This window comes from Leptotrichia sp. oral taxon 879 str. F0557 (genome assembly GCF_000469385.1).
Lineage (GTDB): Bacteria > Fusobacteriota > Fusobacteriia > Fusobacteriales > Leptotrichiaceae > Leptotrichia > Leptotrichia mesophila.
The window spans coordinates 72,430-89,248 of record NZ_KI271289.1 but is presented as its reverse complement, the minus strand read 5'-3'; the positions used below and the strand labels follow the sequence as shown (position 1 = coordinate 89,248).

At 29.8% G+C, this 16,819-nt stretch carries 17 protein-coding genes; 8 read left to right on the top strand and 9 right to left on the bottom strand.

All coding sequences use genetic code 11. The features are described 5' to 3' along the window. Positions 1 to 230: 230 nt before the first annotated feature. Complete coding sequence (purH, locus tag HMPREF1552_RS01225; RefSeq protein ID WP_021743215.1) at positions 231 to 1,751, bottom strand: bifunctional phosphoribosylaminoimidazolecarboxamide formyltransferase/IMP cyclohydrolase; 1,521 nt, start codon at positions 1,749 to 1,751, stop codon at positions 231 to 233. Between the two features lie 335 nt (positions 1,752 to 2,086). On the opposite strand from purH, the gene HMPREF1552_RS01220 reads away from it, so the two are divergent. From HMPREF1552_RS01220 to HMPREF1552_RS01210, 3 genes are read left to right on the top strand one after another with little or no spacing between them, the layout of a single operon-like run. Continuing rightward, the gene (locus HMPREF1552_RS01220) at positions 2,087 to 3,103 is read left to right on the top strand and encodes a hypothetical protein (protein WP_021743213.1); all 1,017 of its coding nucleotides are present in this window, start codon (positions 2,087 to 2,089) and stop codon (positions 3,101 to 3,103) included. A gap of 31 nt (positions 3,104 to 3,134) precedes the next feature. Beyond that, a complete protein-coding gene (locus HMPREF1552_RS01215) occupies positions 3,135 to 3,926 on the top strand; it encodes a hypothetical protein (RefSeq protein WP_039900934.1) in 792 nt (263 codons plus the stop codon). A 39-nt stretch (positions 3,927 to 3,965) separates the two neighbouring features. Continuing rightward, entirely contained in the window at positions 3,966 to 4,643 is a 678-nt protein-coding gene (locus tag HMPREF1552_RS01210; protein WP_021743211.1) for a hypothetical protein, read from the top strand. An 86-nt stretch (positions 4,644 to 4,729) separates the two neighbouring features. On the opposite strand, the gene HMPREF1552_RS01205 is transcribed toward HMPREF1552_RS01210, so the two are convergent. The 3 genes from HMPREF1552_RS01205 to HMPREF1552_RS12680 all read right to left on the bottom strand — a co-directional run bounded on the left by HMPREF1552_RS01205 (position 4,730) and on the right by HMPREF1552_RS12680 (position 7,885). Continuing rightward, positions 4,730 to 5,959 (bottom strand): replication-associated recombination protein A, encoded by a 1,230-nt coding sequence (locus tag HMPREF1552_RS01205; protein ID WP_021743210.1) that lies wholly within the window; start codon positions 5,957 to 5,959, stop codon positions 4,730 to 4,732. A gap of 94 nt (positions 5,960 to 6,053) precedes the next feature. Then, positions 6,054 to 6,857, bottom strand: a complete 804-nt coding sequence (locus tag HMPREF1552_RS01200) for a hypothetical protein (protein ID WP_039900907.1) — start codon at positions 6,855 to 6,857, stop codon at positions 6,054 to 6,056. A gap of 68 nt (positions 6,858 to 6,925) precedes the next feature. After that, the gene (locus HMPREF1552_RS12680) at positions 6,926 to 7,885 is read right to left on the bottom strand and encodes a hypothetical protein (protein WP_021743208.1); all 960 of its coding nucleotides are present in this window, start codon (positions 7,883 to 7,885) and stop codon (positions 6,926 to 6,928) included. Positions 7,886 to 8,081: 196 nt separating this feature from the next. On the opposite strand from HMPREF1552_RS12680, the gene HMPREF1552_RS01190 reads away from it, so the two are divergent. From HMPREF1552_RS01190 to HMPREF1552_RS01170, 5 genes are all read left to right on the top strand, one after another. Beyond that, positions 8,082 to 8,579 (top strand): methylated-DNA--[protein]-cysteine S-methyltransferase, encoded by a 498-nt coding sequence (locus HMPREF1552_RS01190; RefSeq protein ID WP_021743207.1) that lies wholly within the window; start codon positions 8,082 to 8,084, stop codon positions 8,577 to 8,579. Positions 8,580 to 8,759: 180 nt separating this feature from the next. Next, positions 8,760 to 8,939 carry a hypothetical protein gene (locus tag HMPREF1552_RS01185; protein WP_039900905.1) on the top strand — a complete coding sequence of 60 codons (180 nt, stop codon included), beginning with the start codon at positions 8,760 to 8,762 and terminating at the stop codon, positions 8,937 to 8,939. Between the two features lie 450 nt (positions 8,940 to 9,389). Continuing rightward, positions 9,390 to 9,626, top strand: coding sequence for a DUF6290 family protein (locus HMPREF1552_RS01180; RefSeq protein ID WP_026746023.1), 237 nt, complete (start codon positions 9,390 to 9,392; stop codon positions 9,624 to 9,626). Then, a complete protein-coding gene (locus HMPREF1552_RS01175; protein ID WP_021743204.1) occupies positions 9,616 to 9,882 on the top strand; it encodes a type II toxin-antitoxin system RelE/ParE family toxin in 267 nt (88 codons plus the stop codon). The genes HMPREF1552_RS01180 and HMPREF1552_RS01175 overlap by 11 nt, the downstream gene beginning before the upstream one ends. A 392-nt stretch (positions 9,883 to 10,274) precedes the next feature. Then, positions 10,275 to 11,522 (top strand): dicarboxylate/amino acid:cation symporter, encoded by a 1,248-nt coding sequence (locus HMPREF1552_RS01170; protein WP_021743203.1) that lies wholly within the window; start codon positions 10,275 to 10,277, stop codon positions 11,520 to 11,522. Between the two features lie 128 nt (positions 11,523 to 11,650). On the opposite strand, the gene HMPREF1552_RS01165 is transcribed toward HMPREF1552_RS01170, so the two are convergent. From HMPREF1552_RS01165 to HMPREF1552_RS01145, 5 genes are all read right to left on the bottom strand, one after another. Beyond that, complete coding sequence (locus HMPREF1552_RS01165) at positions 11,651 to 12,853, bottom strand: Sapep family Mn(2+)-dependent dipeptidase (RefSeq protein ID WP_021743202.1); 1,203 nt, start codon at positions 12,851 to 12,853, stop codon at positions 11,651 to 11,653. Positions 12,854 to 12,865: 12 nt separating this feature from the next. Continuing rightward, positions 12,866 to 13,831, bottom strand: coding sequence for a N(4)-(beta-N-acetylglucosaminyl)-L-asparaginase (locus tag HMPREF1552_RS01160; RefSeq protein WP_021743201.1), 966 nt, complete (start codon positions 13,829 to 13,831; stop codon positions 12,866 to 12,868). Between the two features lie 27 nt (positions 13,832 to 13,858). Next, complete coding sequence (locus HMPREF1552_RS01155; RefSeq protein WP_021743200.1) at positions 13,859 to 14,938, bottom strand: M42 family metallopeptidase; 1,080 nt, start codon at positions 14,936 to 14,938, stop codon at positions 13,859 to 13,861. A gap of 5 nt (positions 14,939 to 14,943) precedes the next feature. Beyond that, positions 14,944 to 15,933 (bottom strand): M42 glutamyl aminopeptidase, encoded by a 990-nt coding sequence (locus tag HMPREF1552_RS01150; RefSeq protein WP_021743199.1) that lies wholly within the window; start codon positions 15,931 to 15,933, stop codon positions 14,944 to 14,946. Positions 15,934 to 16,067: 134 nt separating this feature from the next. Next, positions 16,068 to 16,589, bottom strand: coding sequence for a GrdB-related putative oxidoreductase (locus tag HMPREF1552_RS01145; RefSeq protein ID WP_021743198.1), 522 nt, complete (start codon positions 16,587 to 16,589; stop codon positions 16,068 to 16,070). Between the last annotated feature and the right edge of the window lie 230 nt (positions 16,590 to 16,819).

The following is a 16,819-nucleotide window of genomic DNA, read 5'->3' as shown; positions in this document are numbered from 1 at the left end:
TTTAGTCCCCTTCGATATCGGGGTGGTCTATATCTTATACTTAGTTATGATAATAATTATGTTAGTTTTAGTCCCCTTCGATATCGGGGTGGTCTATATCCCATCATATAATTGGGATTATATAGTTTTTTGAATTTTAATTGTCCCTCTATTCTTAAATTTTGATATAGATTACCCTTTTTTATATATTTTAGCACAGTTTATCTATAAAAACAAATATTTTTTTAATTTTAATGTTTGAAATGTCTGATTCCAGTAAATACCATTGTCATTCCGTGTTCATCGGCGGCTTCGATTGATTCTTTGTCTCTAATTGATCCACCTGGCTGTACTAGTGCTTTGATACCGTATTTTGCAGCTTCGTCTACACAGTCTCTGAATGGGAAAAATGCGTCTGATGCCAGAACCGCTCCTTCCAGTGAATCTAAATCTCCTTTGGCGTGTTCAAGTGCGTGCTGAGTTGCCCAGATTCTGTTTGTCTGTCCTGTTCCAACTCCTGTTGCCGCTCCGTCTTTTACGACCACAATTGCATTTGATTTTACGTGTTTTACGACTTTCATTCCAAGTTCCATATCTTTTAATTCTTGCTCTGTTGGCTGTTTTTTCGTTACAACTTCCATATTATCAATTATCTTCTGATTTGTCTGCTGAACTAATATTCCGCCATCAACTTTTACATATTCCACTTTATCCTGCGGTTTTGCAACTTCGCATTTTATTACTCTCAAATTTTTCTTGGATTTTAATATTTCCAGAGCTTCATCAGTAAATGCTGGGGCAATTACGATTTCTAGGAAAATTTTATTCAGTTCCTGTGCAGTTTTTGCATCGATTTCTCTATTAATCGCAACGATTCCACCAAAAATTGATACTGAATCACAATCATGAGCTTTCTTGTAAGCTGTGAAAACATCATCTGCCACTGCCACACCGCAAGGAGTCGAGTGTTTTACAGCACAGCAGGCAATTTCATCAAATTCATTTGCCACTTTCCAAGCAATATCCATATCCCTGATATTATTAAACGACAATTCTTTTCCATTTAACTGGACAAAATCCTTCATGCTTCCATTTTCAGTAGTTGAAACGTAATATGCAGACGATTGGTGAGGATTTTCGCCATATCTCAAGTCAAATTTCTTTTCATATGAAACATTCAAATATTTTGGATATTCCTCTTCCAGCAAGAAATTAGAGATAGCCGCATCATAAGCTGATGTCAAATTAAACACCTTCCCAGCCAATCTTTTTTTTGTTTCAAATGAAACTTCCCCATTATTTTCAATTTCTTCCATAACTTTCTCATAGTCTTCTGTTTCGCAGATAACTGTAACGTCCTTGAATGATTTTGCAGCCGAACGAAGCATTGTAGGCCCACCTATATCAATAAATTCGATCTTTTCATCAAAAGTCTTATCTGTCTGAACTTCCCTGAAAAACGGATAAAGATTAACTACAACATAATCAATTGTCTCTATTCCTTCTTTCGCAATCGTATCCATATGCTCCCTATTGTCCCTAATCGCCAAAATTCCACCATGAATATTCGGATGCAATGTTTTCACTCTTCCATCCAGCATTTCCTTAAAATTAGTAACTTCCGAAACATCTATTACAGAAAGCCCATTTTCCTTCAAAAACTTGTAAGTCCCTCCAGTAGAAATAATTTCCACACCTTTTTGATTTAAAAACTGTGCAAATTCCAATATCCCAGTCTTATCAAAAACACTAATCAAAGCTCTTTTTTTCATTCGGCATCATTCCTCCAATATATTTTGTTAATTTATTTTATCACAAACCCTTGTATTTATCAAGGTTGTGTAATTATTAACTTTTAAATAAAAAACTGCCTCAAATACAAGACAGTCTTTTATCGCTTTTTTTGTTTTAATATATGTTTTAATCTTTTGCTTATAAAGCATAACATAAAATTATTTATTATTCAACTGTAAAATTGTAAATTTAAAATTATTATACAATAATCTATAAAATTAACTACAATTTAATTCCCTTATAAGCAAAAAAAAAAAAAAAATAGTATAATTAAAAGGAAAATATAACTTTAAAACAAATAGGAGGTTTTTTTATGGGATTTATTAATCCATTTCAAATTTACTCTAAAGGAGAGAATACTATTACAAATAATATTCTATTACTTCTATCAAATTTATATAGAATAAATCCAAAAATTTATGAATTATTTATAAACAGTGTTCTTCCAGAAAATATCAATTATGAGGTTATCCCTGTTTTTGCACAACAAAAATCACAAAAGGAAGGAGGAATTATTGATGGGTATATTCAGACAAAAGCAACAAAAATCATTATTGAAACTAAAATTGCAGGATTAGATAATACAAAAAAACTTATTAATTACTGCAAAAACGAAAATCCATCTGAAACAAACATATTAATTCACATAAGTAATTCTACCTTTGATGAAACTACCATAAAATCTATAAATCAAAGAATAGGAATTTATAATTTTAATTTTGTTTCAATAACTTTTTCCGAATTACTTTCCTCCCTTCAAGAAATTACCGAAGAATATCCTTTTAATGAAGAACTATACCGTTTATCCAAAGATTTTTATTATTATTGCAGTTCAATGGGTCTAATAAAAAATGTATTCAGAATCGTTCCATGCAACAAAAGTTTTGAATTAAATAAAAAATATCGTTTATACTTCCAACCTGATTCCAGAGGATATTCAAACCATCAATTTACTGGAATATATACTGCAAAAAAAGTGAAATATATTGGAAAAGTAAACAAAGTTTTTTTGGCTGAACTTACAGAAGAAGGAAAATTAATTACTAAAAAAATTTCAGGCAATGGAGAAATTACTAGCGAGGAAGAAAACAGAATAATAAGCACAATAAAAGAATTTCCAGAAATTTATGGCTATGGAGATATTTCAAAAGGACATATTTTCTTTTTATTTGACGATAGTGATTTTTGTCCAACAAAATTTAAAAAAACTTCAAAATATGGTTTGCTAGGCTCTAGATTTTTTGACTTAAAATTAGATTTAGAAATTGAAAATGTAGAAAGATTATCAACTTTAGAAATTGCAGAAAAATTAAATGACATTACTTGGTAAAAATAAATTTTTAAAAGATTGGAGAAGAATTATGAGAAAATTGTTGTTAATTTTAAGTTTGTTTGTTGTAAACATTGTTGGATTGGCTTATGAGAAATGTAATCCTAAAACAATCTATGAAATTAGTGTAAATGATTTAAATGGAAGTTATTTTGGACAAAACAAAAAAGATGGAACAATTATGATAAAACTTGGTAAAAATGCTAATAAAGTACAAGCAATTCACTTTGATGAAAATAGGATTTTAAATAATTGTATTCTTGATCCCAAAATAACAGAATTTCATATTGAACATGGTTTATTTATCAATGCGATGTATGCTGAAATGATGGATGGTGTATATAATAATAATCAAGACATAAAAATAGATTATGATTCGTGTCTTGAGAAAAATCATCAATTTTGTAAAATTTCTAAAGATGCAGACATTAACGGAAATCCTGTGGGAATTTCATTTAATCAAGAAGTTCAGGATATTGAGATTCATGGAAATATAGTTGACGTTGAAAAAAGAAATGATTATAAAAAAGTGATAATAGGTGAAGGATATGAAGAAGATGATATTCCTGTATGTGCAAGTAAAAGTATTAGTGAAGAAAATTGTAAAAAAGAAAAATTCATAGTAAAATCTCCAAATGGTTATGCCAATCTTACTAGAAAAGCGTATGATAATTCGACTATTCGTGATAAAATAAAAAATGGAACAATTGTAGTCATAGATCCAATTGATATAAGTCCTTTTAATGTTGAAGGAGTATATGTTGAAGTTTTAGGACAACATAAATTTGGATACATTAATTGGAAATATTTGAAAAAGAAATAGTATTAAACATTTTAAATTTAAAATTTAGGAGAAATATAAATGGAAAATAATAATGTTGAAAACAAAAATTTAGTAAAAATTCTAATTGGAATAATAATTGCTCTTGTTCTGGTTATAGGATTTATTATCATAGGTGGTGGTATTTACCAATTTGTAAGTATGAAAAATAAAATAAATGAGATGGAAAAAGTTCAAAAGGAACAAGAAAAACGACAGTTGGAAAATCAAATGATGGCTTCAGTACAAACTCAGGCTAAAGAAGACAACAAAAAAAGTGAAACCAAAACCAACGAAACTAAGATTGAAACTAAAGAAGTCGATCCATATGAAAGAAGATTTACAGCTTCTGATATGAATGATACACTTGTAGAAATTAAAGGTGTAAGAGATGGAAATAAAGTGCTAGTGCGGGTTTTGGAAGGAAATAATAAAAATAAAAAAGGATATATTAATTTAAAAGGTTTTAAAAATATAAGCAGTTCTTCTTTAAGAAAATTAATTGGGAGCACTTGGGCTGCAACTGGTGTTAATAATGGAGTTGAAATGGAGTATGGTTTAATCCTTCATCGTCCTGGTTCAGATATATATAGCTTTAATTTAAATAAAGCATTAATAGATTACAAGTTATCTGGACATGATTCAGCAGTAAGGTATGACTGTGAGCGTGACACAGCAAGAAATTTTGTACAAAATTATGATCCTTCAGCTTGTTATTAAATATTCAAAAAAATACTCAGACAACTAACCACACTATTGTTTGAGTATTTTTTATACCAACTATTTTTAAAAATTCAATAGACAATTTATTTTTGATTCTTTTTAATCTTCTTCAACCACTCATCTGCCGCCTTTTCAAATTTATTTTCTCCATGCTCGTAAAATTTGATTTTTTCATTCATATAAATTTGGTCTACATAATGATTTTCATAATTATGTGGATATTTGTAGTCTTTTGCTCCAACTTTTGTGAGATGAACTGGCACTTCCTGAATTTTTTCATTTTCAATGTGGCTTAGTGCTGAATTTATAGCATTGTAGGCTGAATTGCTCTTGGGAGAAATTGCGAGATAGATTGCCACTTCAGATAAGATGATTCTAGCTTCGGGCATTCCAATTTCCTTTATTGCATTAAGTCCTGCCACAGCAACTGGTAAAGCCTGCGGATTTGCAAGCCCAATGTCTTCAGAAGCTAAAATCACAAGCCTTCTTGCAATATACAAAATATCTTCGCCACCAGACAGCATTTTCGCCATCCAGTAGACAGCCGCATCAGGATCACTTCCACGAATGCTTTTTATCATTGCTGAAATTGTATTGTACTTTTCTTCTGTCCTGTGATATGATTTTTTCGTATTCAAAATCTCCTTTACTTCTTCCAGTGTAAACTCCACTCCAACATTTGTTATCAGTTCCAAAATATTTATAGCCTGCCTTGCATCTCCTTCGATTATTTCCGAAATATATCCTAAAATATCATCTGAAATCCCCAAATTCTCCTTTTCATTAATATTTTTCAATATTTTAAGCAAATCATCCCCACTCAATTTCTTAAATTCAAATGCCATACATCGTGATAATAATGCGTTATTCAAACTGTAATAAGGATTTTCAGTAGTCGCTCCAATTAAAATAATATTTCCATTTTCCAAATCTTCCAAAAGTGAATCCTGCTGCAACTTATTAAATCTATGAATTTCATCTAAAAATAGTAATGTCTGCTGTCCATTTGTATGAAAACTGCTGTGTGCTTTATCAGAAATATTCTTTATATCAGTTACAGAGGCTTTTATAGCATTCAAATATTCATAATGGTAATTCATTTTATCAGCTATTATCTCTGCAAGCGTAGTTTTCCCTGTTCCCGGTGCTCCCCAAAAAATCGCATTCATAAAGTTTCCACGTTCAATAATCTTCCTCAAAATCCCATTTTCCCCAACCAATATCTTCTGCCCATAAAAATCATCAAGACTTTTTGGACGGTATCTAAATGCTAGTGGCTTCTTATCTTCATATACTTCATCAAATAAATTCATTTTTTTATATTTCCTTTTTTAATAAATTATAAGTATAATTATCATTTTCCAAAACTTTAATTATTAAACATCAATATTTTCAATAGTTTTAAAACTATTCTTCTCCATAAAGTTTCTTTTTATTATCTGAAAAAACGTTTAAAATTAATATTATTGTAAATATTACAACAACAGATGATGTTAAATAAAAATAATAATTAAACACTACTTCCTGCATATTTGCATTTTGCATTATTTCTCTTATAAATCCAGAGAGTGTTTCCATTTTCCATCCTTGACTTGTTTGAAGCAGATATAAATCTAAAAATAGTCCAATAAAATAAAAAATTATCATTAGAATTATTGAACTTACGCCAGCAAAGATTATTGCAAATAGACTCTTTTTCTTATTATTCTCATAAACTTTAATTGAAAATAAACACATTGTCAATAAAAATCCAATTAACTGCATCCCTTTTATTCCTTCTAAAACTCCCGTTTTAAAAAATATAGTAATTTTATCACTCAAAGAAATACTTCCAATATTTTTAACTATCGAATTTATCATCGAAAAAGTCACTCCAAGTGCAAATAAAACAAAAGTTATCACGATTATAACAAAAGTCCAGAATTTTATTTTATTCAAATTCTCCTTACCAAATCTAGCCTTCATCATTTTTATAAAAATAACACTTAATATAATCAGTACAACAAGGCTAAATAACGTCTGAACAAGCGTTACCATTTCTCCAGCTTTCAAATCTCCTGTTTTTGCCACACTATTGAAATAATAACTGCCAAAAATACCTCTTTGAAAAATTAGAACACTCCACGTAAAAATCATTATTCCAACTATTTTAACAGCTCCCAATAAAATATCAATAAAATTCCTATTTTCTATTTTTTCAAAATTTCTCATAAAAGCCTCCATTATATTTTAAATTTTTGTAAATCAACATTTACAATTTTAAGTATGATTTATTTCACTTAAAAACTGTACTCTTTATAATCAAACCAGACATACCACAGTATTTTTTCTTTCTGGTTAGGATATTTCCCAATAAGTTCTGTTACTATTGCCAATTCTTTTACTACTTCACTAAGCCACATATCTTCATCATCCTCATCGTAATAAATTTCATATTTCTCCATTTTCTCTTCCGTTAAGTAATCACCAATTTTCAAATCTTCTGCTGGAAAATACTTCTCATCTTTTATATCAATTTTTACAATTTTTCCAGTTCTTGGATTTGCAAATAATGAATATTTCTGTCCCTTATCTTCATACAACAAATACTGACAATATTTTTTTAGATTTCTTTTCTCTGATTTAGAAATTACTTTTTCAATGTGATTTCCTAATTTTATTCCACTGTATTTACGGTTAATTTTAATATTTTCATCTAGTTTGACTTCAATTTTCCCTGTTTCAAAATACCTCTTTAAGATTTTTTCAATTAATGTCAATTCATTATAATAATATCTTTTCAAATTTACAAATTCAGGAACATCAAGATTTACCTTACACTCCTGCAAATTATTCAAAAATTTTTCCATATCTTCAATTTCAATTTCATCAAACCATTTATTCTTAACAATGTACTTTCCTCCTTTTTTACTTATATAAAAAAATACGCAAAAAGCATACATATCTTTAAGTATTGCCACAATAAACGGTTCGCCTTCTCTTGCTGTCTCATTATAAATCAAAAACTTATTTTCCCAATTTCCACTTTTGGCTTTTACATATTTTTCTGTATTGTTTAAAATATCACAAAGTAATTCATAACTTAAATTTTCCTTAATTATTACCTCTTCTTGTCCGCTATCTGTTTCTTCTTTTTTATACTGATTATACAGCCACAATTTTAATTTTCTATCCATAATCTTTTTTAAAATAAAACTATCCCCAAATATTTTCTTTTCCCATAATGACTTATTCAACATAACTGAAAAACCTCATCTAATTTATTTCCCATTATATCATAAAAAAAGAACTCTGAAAATGTTAAAGTTTTCATTTCAAATTTTTACTTTTTTACTCCCTATTTACTTTTTTACCCAACCATACTATAATACATTTACCACAAAATGAATTAAAAAATTCAAATTTTAAATATAAAAAATTGAAAGGCTAATAACAATGAAAAAAAATATCTATTTTTATGAAACCAATACTCCAATTGGAAAAATTGGACTTGCCACAACAGAAAATGATTCTCATATTACTGATGTAATCTGGAGTTATGAAATTGAAAAATTTAAAAATGAGGATAATTTTCAAATTAAAGAAACCGAGTTAATAAAAAAGGCAAAAAATCAGTTATTTGAATATTTTTCCAAAAAGCGAAAAAATTTTAACTTGCCACTTTTAAAAGAAGGAACACCTTTTCAAATTTCCGTCTGGAACGCTCTTGAAACAATCCCTTACGGCGAAACCCGTTCCTACAAGGACATAGCAGTTGCAATTAATAACGAAAAAGCAGTCCGTGCAGTTGGAATGGCAAACAATCGAAATAAAATCTCAATTTTTATTCCTTGCCATCGTGTAATTGGTGCGAACGGAAAGTTAGTAGGATATGGTGGAGGACTTCATATAAAGGAGTTTTTATTGGAACTGGAAGGTATTAAAATAAAATAATTTAAGAAAATTACATTGTAATTTAGGTATAATTTTATTTTTTATTAAATTTTCTACAGAAATATAAAAAACAATTTGTATTCAAACTTAAAATATTGTATAATAAAAATATAAAAAAACACAAATAATCAATACATAAAATGAGAGAAATATATTTAAAACATAAGGAGATGATATGCAATACTTAAGAAAATTTTATTAATGGTTATACTTACTATGTCTGTCGTGGGATGTGAACTACTTGACCCTAAAGGCTGGAAAGAAGCAGAACAAAAAAGAAAGGAAAGTGGAGAAAAATGTTATAGAAGGGCTAGTGGAACATTCTATTGCAAGGATAAATATGGAAATAGAACATACTAGCTATATGTAAATATACAGAGCGATAATGATGATCAGGAAAAAGAAAATATATATTTAAGGCAGGGCTTCCTATACAGAGGAATGTTTTCCTGTCTTTTTTCTTTTGAATAAATATTTTATTTCTATTCTATCCCAGTTCAATTTCTTCATTAATTTTCTGATGAAAATCAATTTTGTTTTCAACATTAATAACATTAACTAATCATTTGTTTGACATATATTTTCTATAAAGCTATCTATTTTGTCTTATGTTATTCACTTCTTTTATTGTTTTCTGTATGAATGATATTTTTTATTCTAATAGGAACAATTTCATGCCCATATAGAGCAATTTCCTCTGAAGGAATTTTTTTGATACAAATTGCAGTTAATAAAATATTTTCGTTGATTTTTATTATTTTTTATGTTAAAATTTTATTAACAAAAATAACAAGAAAGGGTGTGAATTTTATGATAACCGTTTCTATAAATGCTCATCCTGACATAGAAGATAAAATAAACAACTATGTTAAGGAAAATAATATAAATTTAAACCAAGTAATGTTAGATTTAATTCTTGAAAAAATCGAAGATGAAGAGGACTACAAATTGGCTGTTGAGGCTTATGAAGAGTATAAGTTAAACAAGGAAAAAGCAATTTCATTTGAAGATTTAGTAAAAAAAATGGGATTGGAAAATGAAATATAAAGTTATCATCAGACAAAAAGCTGAAAAACAATTAAATAAACTAGATGATTCTATGAAACTAAAAATTATGAGATACATTAAACAAAATCTTAATAATACAGATAATCCAAAAAAATTTGGTAAAGCATTAAGATACAATCTGAAAGGATTTTGGAGATATAGAGTTGAAAACTATAGAATTATTGCAAAAATTGAAAAGGATAAATTAGTCATTTTAATTGTTCAAATAGATAAAAGGGATAAAATTTATATTTAGAATTATTTCTAAATTTATTGGGTTAATTGAGAATTAAAACTGTCTGATATTCTTATTTTTAGGGATAAGCGGCAGTTTTATTTTATTATTATTTTATTTAATTTTATACTAAACTCTGTTTAAAAAATAAAAATTATATCTTAAATTATTTTAAAATATTGGGTTTATATCCTTTATTAGGGAAGTTTATAATAAATCCGTTATTTAAATGGAGTTTAGTATTATTTAATTGTACTGTCAGATAAACAAAAAATTCTTTTAAAATCTTTCATTTATTTGTCAGGATAAAAAAAATTTTTTTATGGGTTGTAAATTTTTTGATAAAAAGTTAAAATATAGTATATTTTATAAATTCGAGAAAGGAGGCAGTATTTTATACTGTAAAAAAATCTATGAAAAAAATGGGATTAACAACTAGGATAATGGTTGGGTTAGCACTTGGGATTGTATTTGGGCTGATATTAAGTCCTTTTGCAAAAAATCCCTTCGTAAAAGATGTCGTTATTGATTCAGTCCTTGCTTTTTTTGGAGGAATGTTTATCAATCTTATGAAAGTTATGATTGTACCGTTAGTTTCTATTTCTCTTGCAATGGGAGCAGCTTCTATTGGAGATATAAAAAAACTTAAAAGAATTGGTACAAAGGTTTTGGGTTTCTATTTTGCAACTACTGCTATTGCTGTAGCAATTGGATTATTTGTAGCAAAAGTTTCTGGAATCGGAATGGGAATGGTGCATGGAGAACTTCCTAAAGGTGAATTTAAAATTGCGGAGCAAGGTAAACTTATTGATATTCTTCTTGATATGATTCCAAAAAACATTATTAATGCAATGTCAGAAGAAAAAATGCTTGCAATTATAGTATTTTTTTTGCTGTTAGGAGTTGCAATTTCAACTTTAGGAGATAAGGTAAAAAATTTAAAAGCTTTACTTGAAGAAGCAAATGAACTTGTGTTAAAAATGGTGGAACTTATAATGGAAGTCGCTCCAATAGGAGTATTCGCACTAATTTCAAAAGTTGTTGCTTCAACAGGTGTAGATGTGCTTGTAAAATTGCTTGGATTTGTGGCTGCAACATTATTTGCATTTGTTATTCATACAGGTGTTTATCAAATAATGCTAGCAACTATGGCAAAAGTAAGTCCATTAAGATTCTTCAAAAAATTCTTTAATGTTATATCAGTTGCATTTTCTACATCCAGCAGCAATGCAACAATCCCAGTAAATATTGAAACTTTAACAGAAAAATTTGGTATCTCTGAGGAAATAAGTTCATTCACAATTCCTTTAGGAGCGACTGTAAATATGGACGGTACTGCAATTATGCAAGGTGTTGCTGCAGTATTTATTGCAAATCTTTATAATATTCATTTAGGTCCAACACAATATTTGGGAATTATTTTAACAGCGGTACTGGCTTCTGTTGGTACAGCAGGTGTTCCAGGTGCAGGTATGCTAATGCTTTCACTTGTATTAAAACAAGCAGGATTACCGCTTGAAGGAATTGGTGTTGTAATCGGTGTTGACAGAATAATAGATATGTTCAGAACAGCAGTAAATATAACAGGAGATGCTGTCTGCACAATGGTTGTAGCTAGAAGTGAAAACGAAATTACAGACCAAAAAAAATTCTATAACTAATTTTAGTAAAATTTCTCTAAAATTAGACTAAAAAGTTATATTATATAAAATTATTATTTTTAAACAAATTATTCAAAAACTGTCTTTTAATCTTAGAATAGGACTATTAGACAGTTTTTTATTTCAAGTTATTCTTTTCTATTTTTCAACTTACTTATTTCATATAATGAAAATGCATAAATCTCTGTTATTTTCTCTAAATCTGATAAATCAAGCCACTCATCAGGTAAATGTGCTATATCCTTCTGACCTGGAAAACTTGGGCCATATGCAATAATATTAGGAATTATCTTTGCATAAGTTCCTCCTGTCGTTGTGACAGGTTCCGAATTAAATCCTGTAACATAATTATATACTTTCTGTAAAGTCTGCACATATTCAGAACTTTTATCATATAGAACTGGATTCCAGTTGGAAATTTCCTCCAGCTCCGTTCCTTCTGTCAAATTACTCTTAATTAAATCCATAAGCTGCTCTTTTTTGCATATTGCAGGATAGCTCATTACAAATTCAAAAAAATGTCTATTTTCAGAAATCCCAAATCTGTAACCTCTTAATATCATTTCTCCAAAGTCATCATCCTTAAAATTTATTTTTAATTTCACACCATTATTAGGTGCTGATAAAATATATCCATTTACAAATTCATATAATTTCTCTAAATCTTTCATTTCAGAATATATTCTTACTTTAAGCCTTCCCCTTTCTCCGTATACAACTGGCCATTTACAATCAGGAGTCCAGCCAAAAATAGGGGCTTTTTCCTTTGTCAGATAATGTTTTACACATGCAAATCCTGTTTCTTCATTTGTTCCGAAAACTATTCTTACAGGAACATCAAATTTTATTCCTAATTTTTTCAGAATATGGAGTGCAAAAAGATTTGATAGAATTGGACCCTTATTATCAAGAACACCCCTTCCGTATATGCGATTATTTTCTATTTCTCCATCCAATGGAGAGTACTTCCACCCTTCACCAAGAGGAACAACATCTACATGTCCAAAAATCCCTATATATTCCTCATAATCCCTTATTTCTTCCGATACATATTCTGCATAACCTATTTTATTATCTATATTCGCTGTATTAAATCCCAATTTTTCTGATATTTCCAGAGCTTTATTAAGTGCCTCTGCAGGCCCTTTTCCAAAAGGAGCATTTTCTTCAGCTTCCATCTGAATGCTGTAAATTGAAACTAATTCACGTATTTTCTCTATTAATTCAGGCTGTATTTTTTTCACTTCTTCTTTTATTTTCAATATTATTTCCTCATCGGAAATATTCCTGTTTTTATCATATTTTTTATTATCATCCATATTTTTATCCATTTTCTACCTGCCTTACTTTTCTATAAGAGGTTTAGTTCTTTCATTGATATACTCCTGAAGCCACTCTTCAGTTGCTTCTTCATGTACCATTTCATCGCCTTTTCTTTTTGTCCTGTATACTTTTACAGGAGTCTTTTCATTTCCTGCAACAAAGGAAAAATTTTCAATATTTGTAGCTACTCCCCATTCTCCTTTGTTATTCATAGCAATTACAGAAATATCTCCTGCTTTTCCTCTTTTTCTTATCAATTTCTTTTCAAAAGTGAAGACAGCCTTTTCACATGCTTTCTGAGGAGAAAGACCACTTTCCATAAGTTTTACTATCTCATATGAAATTATTCCCTTCATTATATCTTCTCCAAGCCCTGTTGCACTTGCTCCTCCAATCTCACTGTCAGCATAGAGTCCTGAACCGATTACAGGCGAATCTCCCACTCTTCCTTTCTTTTTCATGAAAAGTCCGCTTGTAGAAGTTCCTGCAACTATATTTTCTTCTTTATCAAGGCATACCATACCAACCGTATCATGTCCTGAATAGGGCTTTATTTCTATTTCTTTTATATGTGCCATATCCTTCAATCTGTTTCTGTAATGTATTTTTGCCCTTTCTGTAAGCATATTTTTTCTTTCAAAACCTCTTTTATGTGCATATTTTTCTGCGCCTTCACTTACTAACATGCTATTTTCATTTAAATGACTCAAATCTCTGGCAACAGATATAGGATTAGCAAAATCTTTAATAGCACATACTGCACCAAAATCAAAGTTGCTTCCATCCATGTATGCCGCATCCAGTTCCACTTCCATTTCTTCATTTGGAAGTCCACCGTAACCTACAGATTTATAAAAAGGAAAATCTTCAACATTTTTTATTGCTGTTTCTATTGCTTCTCCCGCTTTTCCATCATTTTTCAATATTTTTACAGCTTTTTTGACACCAGCATGTGCCATGCACCATGTTGCAATTATTCCCCACATCTTCTTACCTCCTCAAGTTTTTTCATCTTATTCACTGTAATTATAGTTTTCCTTCAGTATTCTGTCATACTTTTCAGGAGTCAGATCTTCTACTATCAGTTTCAGCAGTTTCAATGTCGCAATAATATCATCCTTATGTACGACTCCAAGATGAGTATGCATATATCTCATAGGTATGGATAAAGTTGTTGCAGGTATTCCAGTTCCTGACTTATGAATATTTCCTGCATCAGTCCCACCATCTGTAAAACAGCTCAGCTGATAAGGAATGTCATTCTTTCTGCATAGATTTTCAATATAAATAAGCAGTCCTCTGTTCATTATGGTCATTGAATCAATAACATTAATAGCTACTCCTTTTCCAAGCTTTATATTATTTTTATTCAAGGGGGTATCCCCTGCCAAAGTAGTATCTACAGCTATTGCCAGGTCAGGAAATACTTTATGTGCTGTTGTTCTTGCACCTCTTAGCCCAACTTCCTCCTGAACAGTTGCTGCCAGTGTGACTTTGTTACCTGTATTTTCCTTTTTCAGCATATTCATAAGCCATATTCCTGTCGCTACACTTACACGATTATCAAAGGCTTTTCCTGCAAGGTATCCTTCTTCATTCAGCTCTATCATTTTTCCATACGGACATATCATGTCTCCTACTTTTATTCCCAGTTCTTCAATCCGTTTTTTACTGCTAACTCCCATATCAATATATAGTTTATGAATTGGCAATACCTTTTCCCTTTCCTTTTCCTTTATTGAATGGACTGCAGGTCCACCAATAACACCATAATATATATTCTTTTTTTCATTTATAACTGTCACCTTCTGGTTAAGCAGAACATGCGACCACATATTTCCTACATTCTGAAAATACAGGTACCCCTGCTCATCTATTTCCTTTACGACAAATCCTACTTCGTCCATATGAGTGGCTACCATTATAGAAATACCATTGCCTTCTTTTGTAAAAAGGCAGGATCCAAGACCATCCTGAGAAAATGGAAGATTTATATGCTTTTTCAATATATCTACAATATCCTCTTCAAATCCTGAAATTGCATAAGTTTCTGTCAGCTCCTTCAAAACTTCCCATTCTATATCAAAATTCATTTTTCTCACCCTTTAAATCCGAATTTTTCTATTTTTTCAGCAGTCAGCCCCTTAATAAACTCTATGATTACATCACTCATATTATTTATATGTTTTACTTTTAACGAATTTAAAAGAGCCTGTTTATGTTTTAAAGGCAGTACAAGTACAACTGTCGGAGTTCCCTCCAATGACTTATGGATAAAAGAACCGTCTGTTGCTTCCAGCTGAACATGCCCTTCAGGAATATATCCTTTTTTCTGTGCAGCTTCATAAAATTCCTGTTTTAACATTTGATTTGGAAGCATTGACTTATCAAAACTACGAATATATATGGCATTTTCTTTGGGTTCTTTTACATATGCTGCATCAATAACAATAGCTATATCAGGTTTTACAGCAGTCGTTGCCGTTATTGCACCACGCTGACCTGTTACCGAATGGGAGATTCCTCCTATTGCAACATCAAATGGGAGATTTTCCTTGCTTTCTTCCAGTTTATCCAGAACTGTAAGACCAATCTCAAGCCCTGCCCTGTTAGAAAGATTTTTAGAAAGTATCTCTCCTTCTGGAAGGCATAAAGTTGGAACATCAAGTAAAAAAATATCTCCAATCTGAATTCCCGCTTTTAAAACTTCCTCTTTATTTCCATATCCTGTATCAAGTAAAAGTTCATTTTCATTTTTTACTATAAATCCTGTATATTCTTCATGTCTTCTATTAAGCACTTTTACTGTTCTCTGTTCAAACAGACCTTTTTCATAAAGTCCTATTGTTAAAAATTCCATCAATCCGTCTTCCCTGATATCTGAAATCATTCCTCCACTTTCATCCATGTTGGAACTTATCATTATTTTATATGACGAGTTGTTTCCTTTTTTAAGACCAAAAACAGAGCCAAGTCTGTCCTTTATTATTGAAAGGTTTCTTTTTTTATATTCATTATACAAAAAATCATGCACTTCCTTTTCATCCCCTGAAACTCCATTTAACTGACATAATTCTTTTAGTCTCATATTTACTCCATTTCTTTTATTTGACAATACAGATAAATTAATAGATAAAACTATCCTAAAGATATTCAAAAATAATATAAAAATTTATGCTTCTCATCTATTTTGTTTAACTTTTTGTGGTAATTTTTTCCTAGCTATTTATATATATAATCGCTCACTTCAGATAAATTATCTCCATCATAAACCTTCTTAATTACTTTTGCCATATTCTGAAGTGATTCCCGTAATCCTACTCCACCTTTTTTTGGCATTTTTATCATTACCAGATTATTTTTATATTTATCTATTATTTCTTTATTTTCTTCTGAACATACAACTACAGGTTTGCAATTTGTTTCCTTTTTTACGTACTCTGCTAAAATAGAGGATATTTCTGCATAGTTGTAATAGTTAAAACATGGTCCACATAAAAGAATATCAGCTTTTACCTTATTTAGAAGACCTGTCATTTTTTCAAGGACAAGCTCCTGATTTTCCTTAAAATAGCTGTCGCTGCAGTATGTTGTTGCAAGTACTGTTCCACCTATATTTTTTATATATTCTGAAAACATCATGTATGAACCTATTCCACCCTTTTCAAGTGCAAGTTCCACATTAGCTCCTTCTTTTCCACCTGTTCCAGATTGAATCTGATCAAAAAATAAAACTATTTTCATTATCTTTCCTCTTTTCTGTCAAAATTCTGCTTTCATTTTTTGTATTCATTAACAATAATACTTTTTTATAGTAAAACTTGTTTAGAACCAAACTCAAAAGCTATGACTATTTTACTCAAACCATAAATTTATATAATTTTAGCAGTTTAAATTAAAATAGGTTTGAGTATATCTTGAATAGTCTTTAATAACAAATAAAACTGCCCCAAAATCAAATTTTATAATTAATT

Excerpts from the sequence above, each read along its gene's own strand:
- HMPREF1552_RS01220 (WP_021743213.1), top strand. The coding sequence starts at position 2,087 with ATGGGATTTATTAATCCATTTCAAATTTACTCTAAAGGAGAGAATACT.
- HMPREF1552_RS01160 (WP_021743201.1), bottom strand. The coding sequence starts at position 13,831 with ATGTGGGGAATAATTGCAACATGGTGCATGGCACATGCTGGTGTCAAA.
- purH (WP_021743215.1), bottom strand. The coding sequence starts at position 1,751 with ATGAAAAAAAGAGCTTTGATTAGTGTTTTTGATAAGACTGGGATATTG.
- HMPREF1552_RS01155 (WP_021743200.1), bottom strand. The coding sequence starts at position 14,938 with ATGAATTTTGATATAGAATGGGAAGTTTTGAAGGAGCTGACAGAAACT.
- HMPREF1552_RS01215 (WP_039900934.1), top strand. The coding sequence starts at position 3,135 with ATGAGAAAATTGTTGTTAATTTTAAGTTTGTTTGTTGTAAACATTGTT.
- HMPREF1552_RS01165 (WP_021743202.1), bottom strand. The coding sequence starts at position 12,853 with ATGGATAAAAATATGGATGATAATAAAAAATATGATAAAAACAGGAAT.
- HMPREF1552_RS01150 (WP_021743199.1), bottom strand. The coding sequence starts at position 15,933 with ATGAGACTAAAAGAATTATGTCAGTTAAATGGAGTTTCAGGGGATGAA.
- HMPREF1552_RS01205 (WP_021743210.1), bottom strand. The coding sequence starts at position 5,959 with ATGAATTTATTTGATGAAGTATATGAAGATAAGAAGCCACTAGCATTT.
- HMPREF1552_RS01210 (WP_021743211.1), top strand. The coding sequence starts at position 3,966 with ATGGAAAATAATAATGTTGAAAACAAAAATTTAGTAAAAATTCTAATT.
- HMPREF1552_RS01145 (WP_021743198.1), bottom strand. The coding sequence starts at position 16,589 with ATGAAAATAGTTTTATTTTTTGATCAGATTCAATCTGGAACAGGTGGA.
- HMPREF1552_RS01170 (WP_021743203.1), top strand. The coding sequence starts at position 10,275 with ATGAAAAAAATGGGATTAACAACTAGGATAATGGTTGGGTTAGCACTT.
- HMPREF1552_RS01190 (WP_021743207.1), top strand. The coding sequence starts at position 8,082 with ATGAAAAAAAATATCTATTTTTATGAAACCAATACTCCAATTGGAAAA.
- HMPREF1552_RS01175 (WP_021743204.1), top strand. The coding sequence starts at position 9,616 with ATGAAATATAAAGTTATCATCAGACAAAAAGCTGAAAAACAATTAAAT.
- HMPREF1552_RS01200 (WP_039900907.1), bottom strand. The coding sequence starts at position 6,857 with ATGAGAAATTTTGAAAAAATAGAAAATAGGAATTTTATTGATATTTTA.
- HMPREF1552_RS12680 (WP_021743208.1), bottom strand. The coding sequence starts at position 7,885 with ATGTTGAATAAGTCATTATGGGAAAAGAAAATATTTGGGGATAGTTTT.
- HMPREF1552_RS01180 (WP_026746023.1), top strand. The coding sequence starts at position 9,390 with ATGATAACCGTTTCTATAAATGCTCATCCTGACATAGAAGATAAAATA.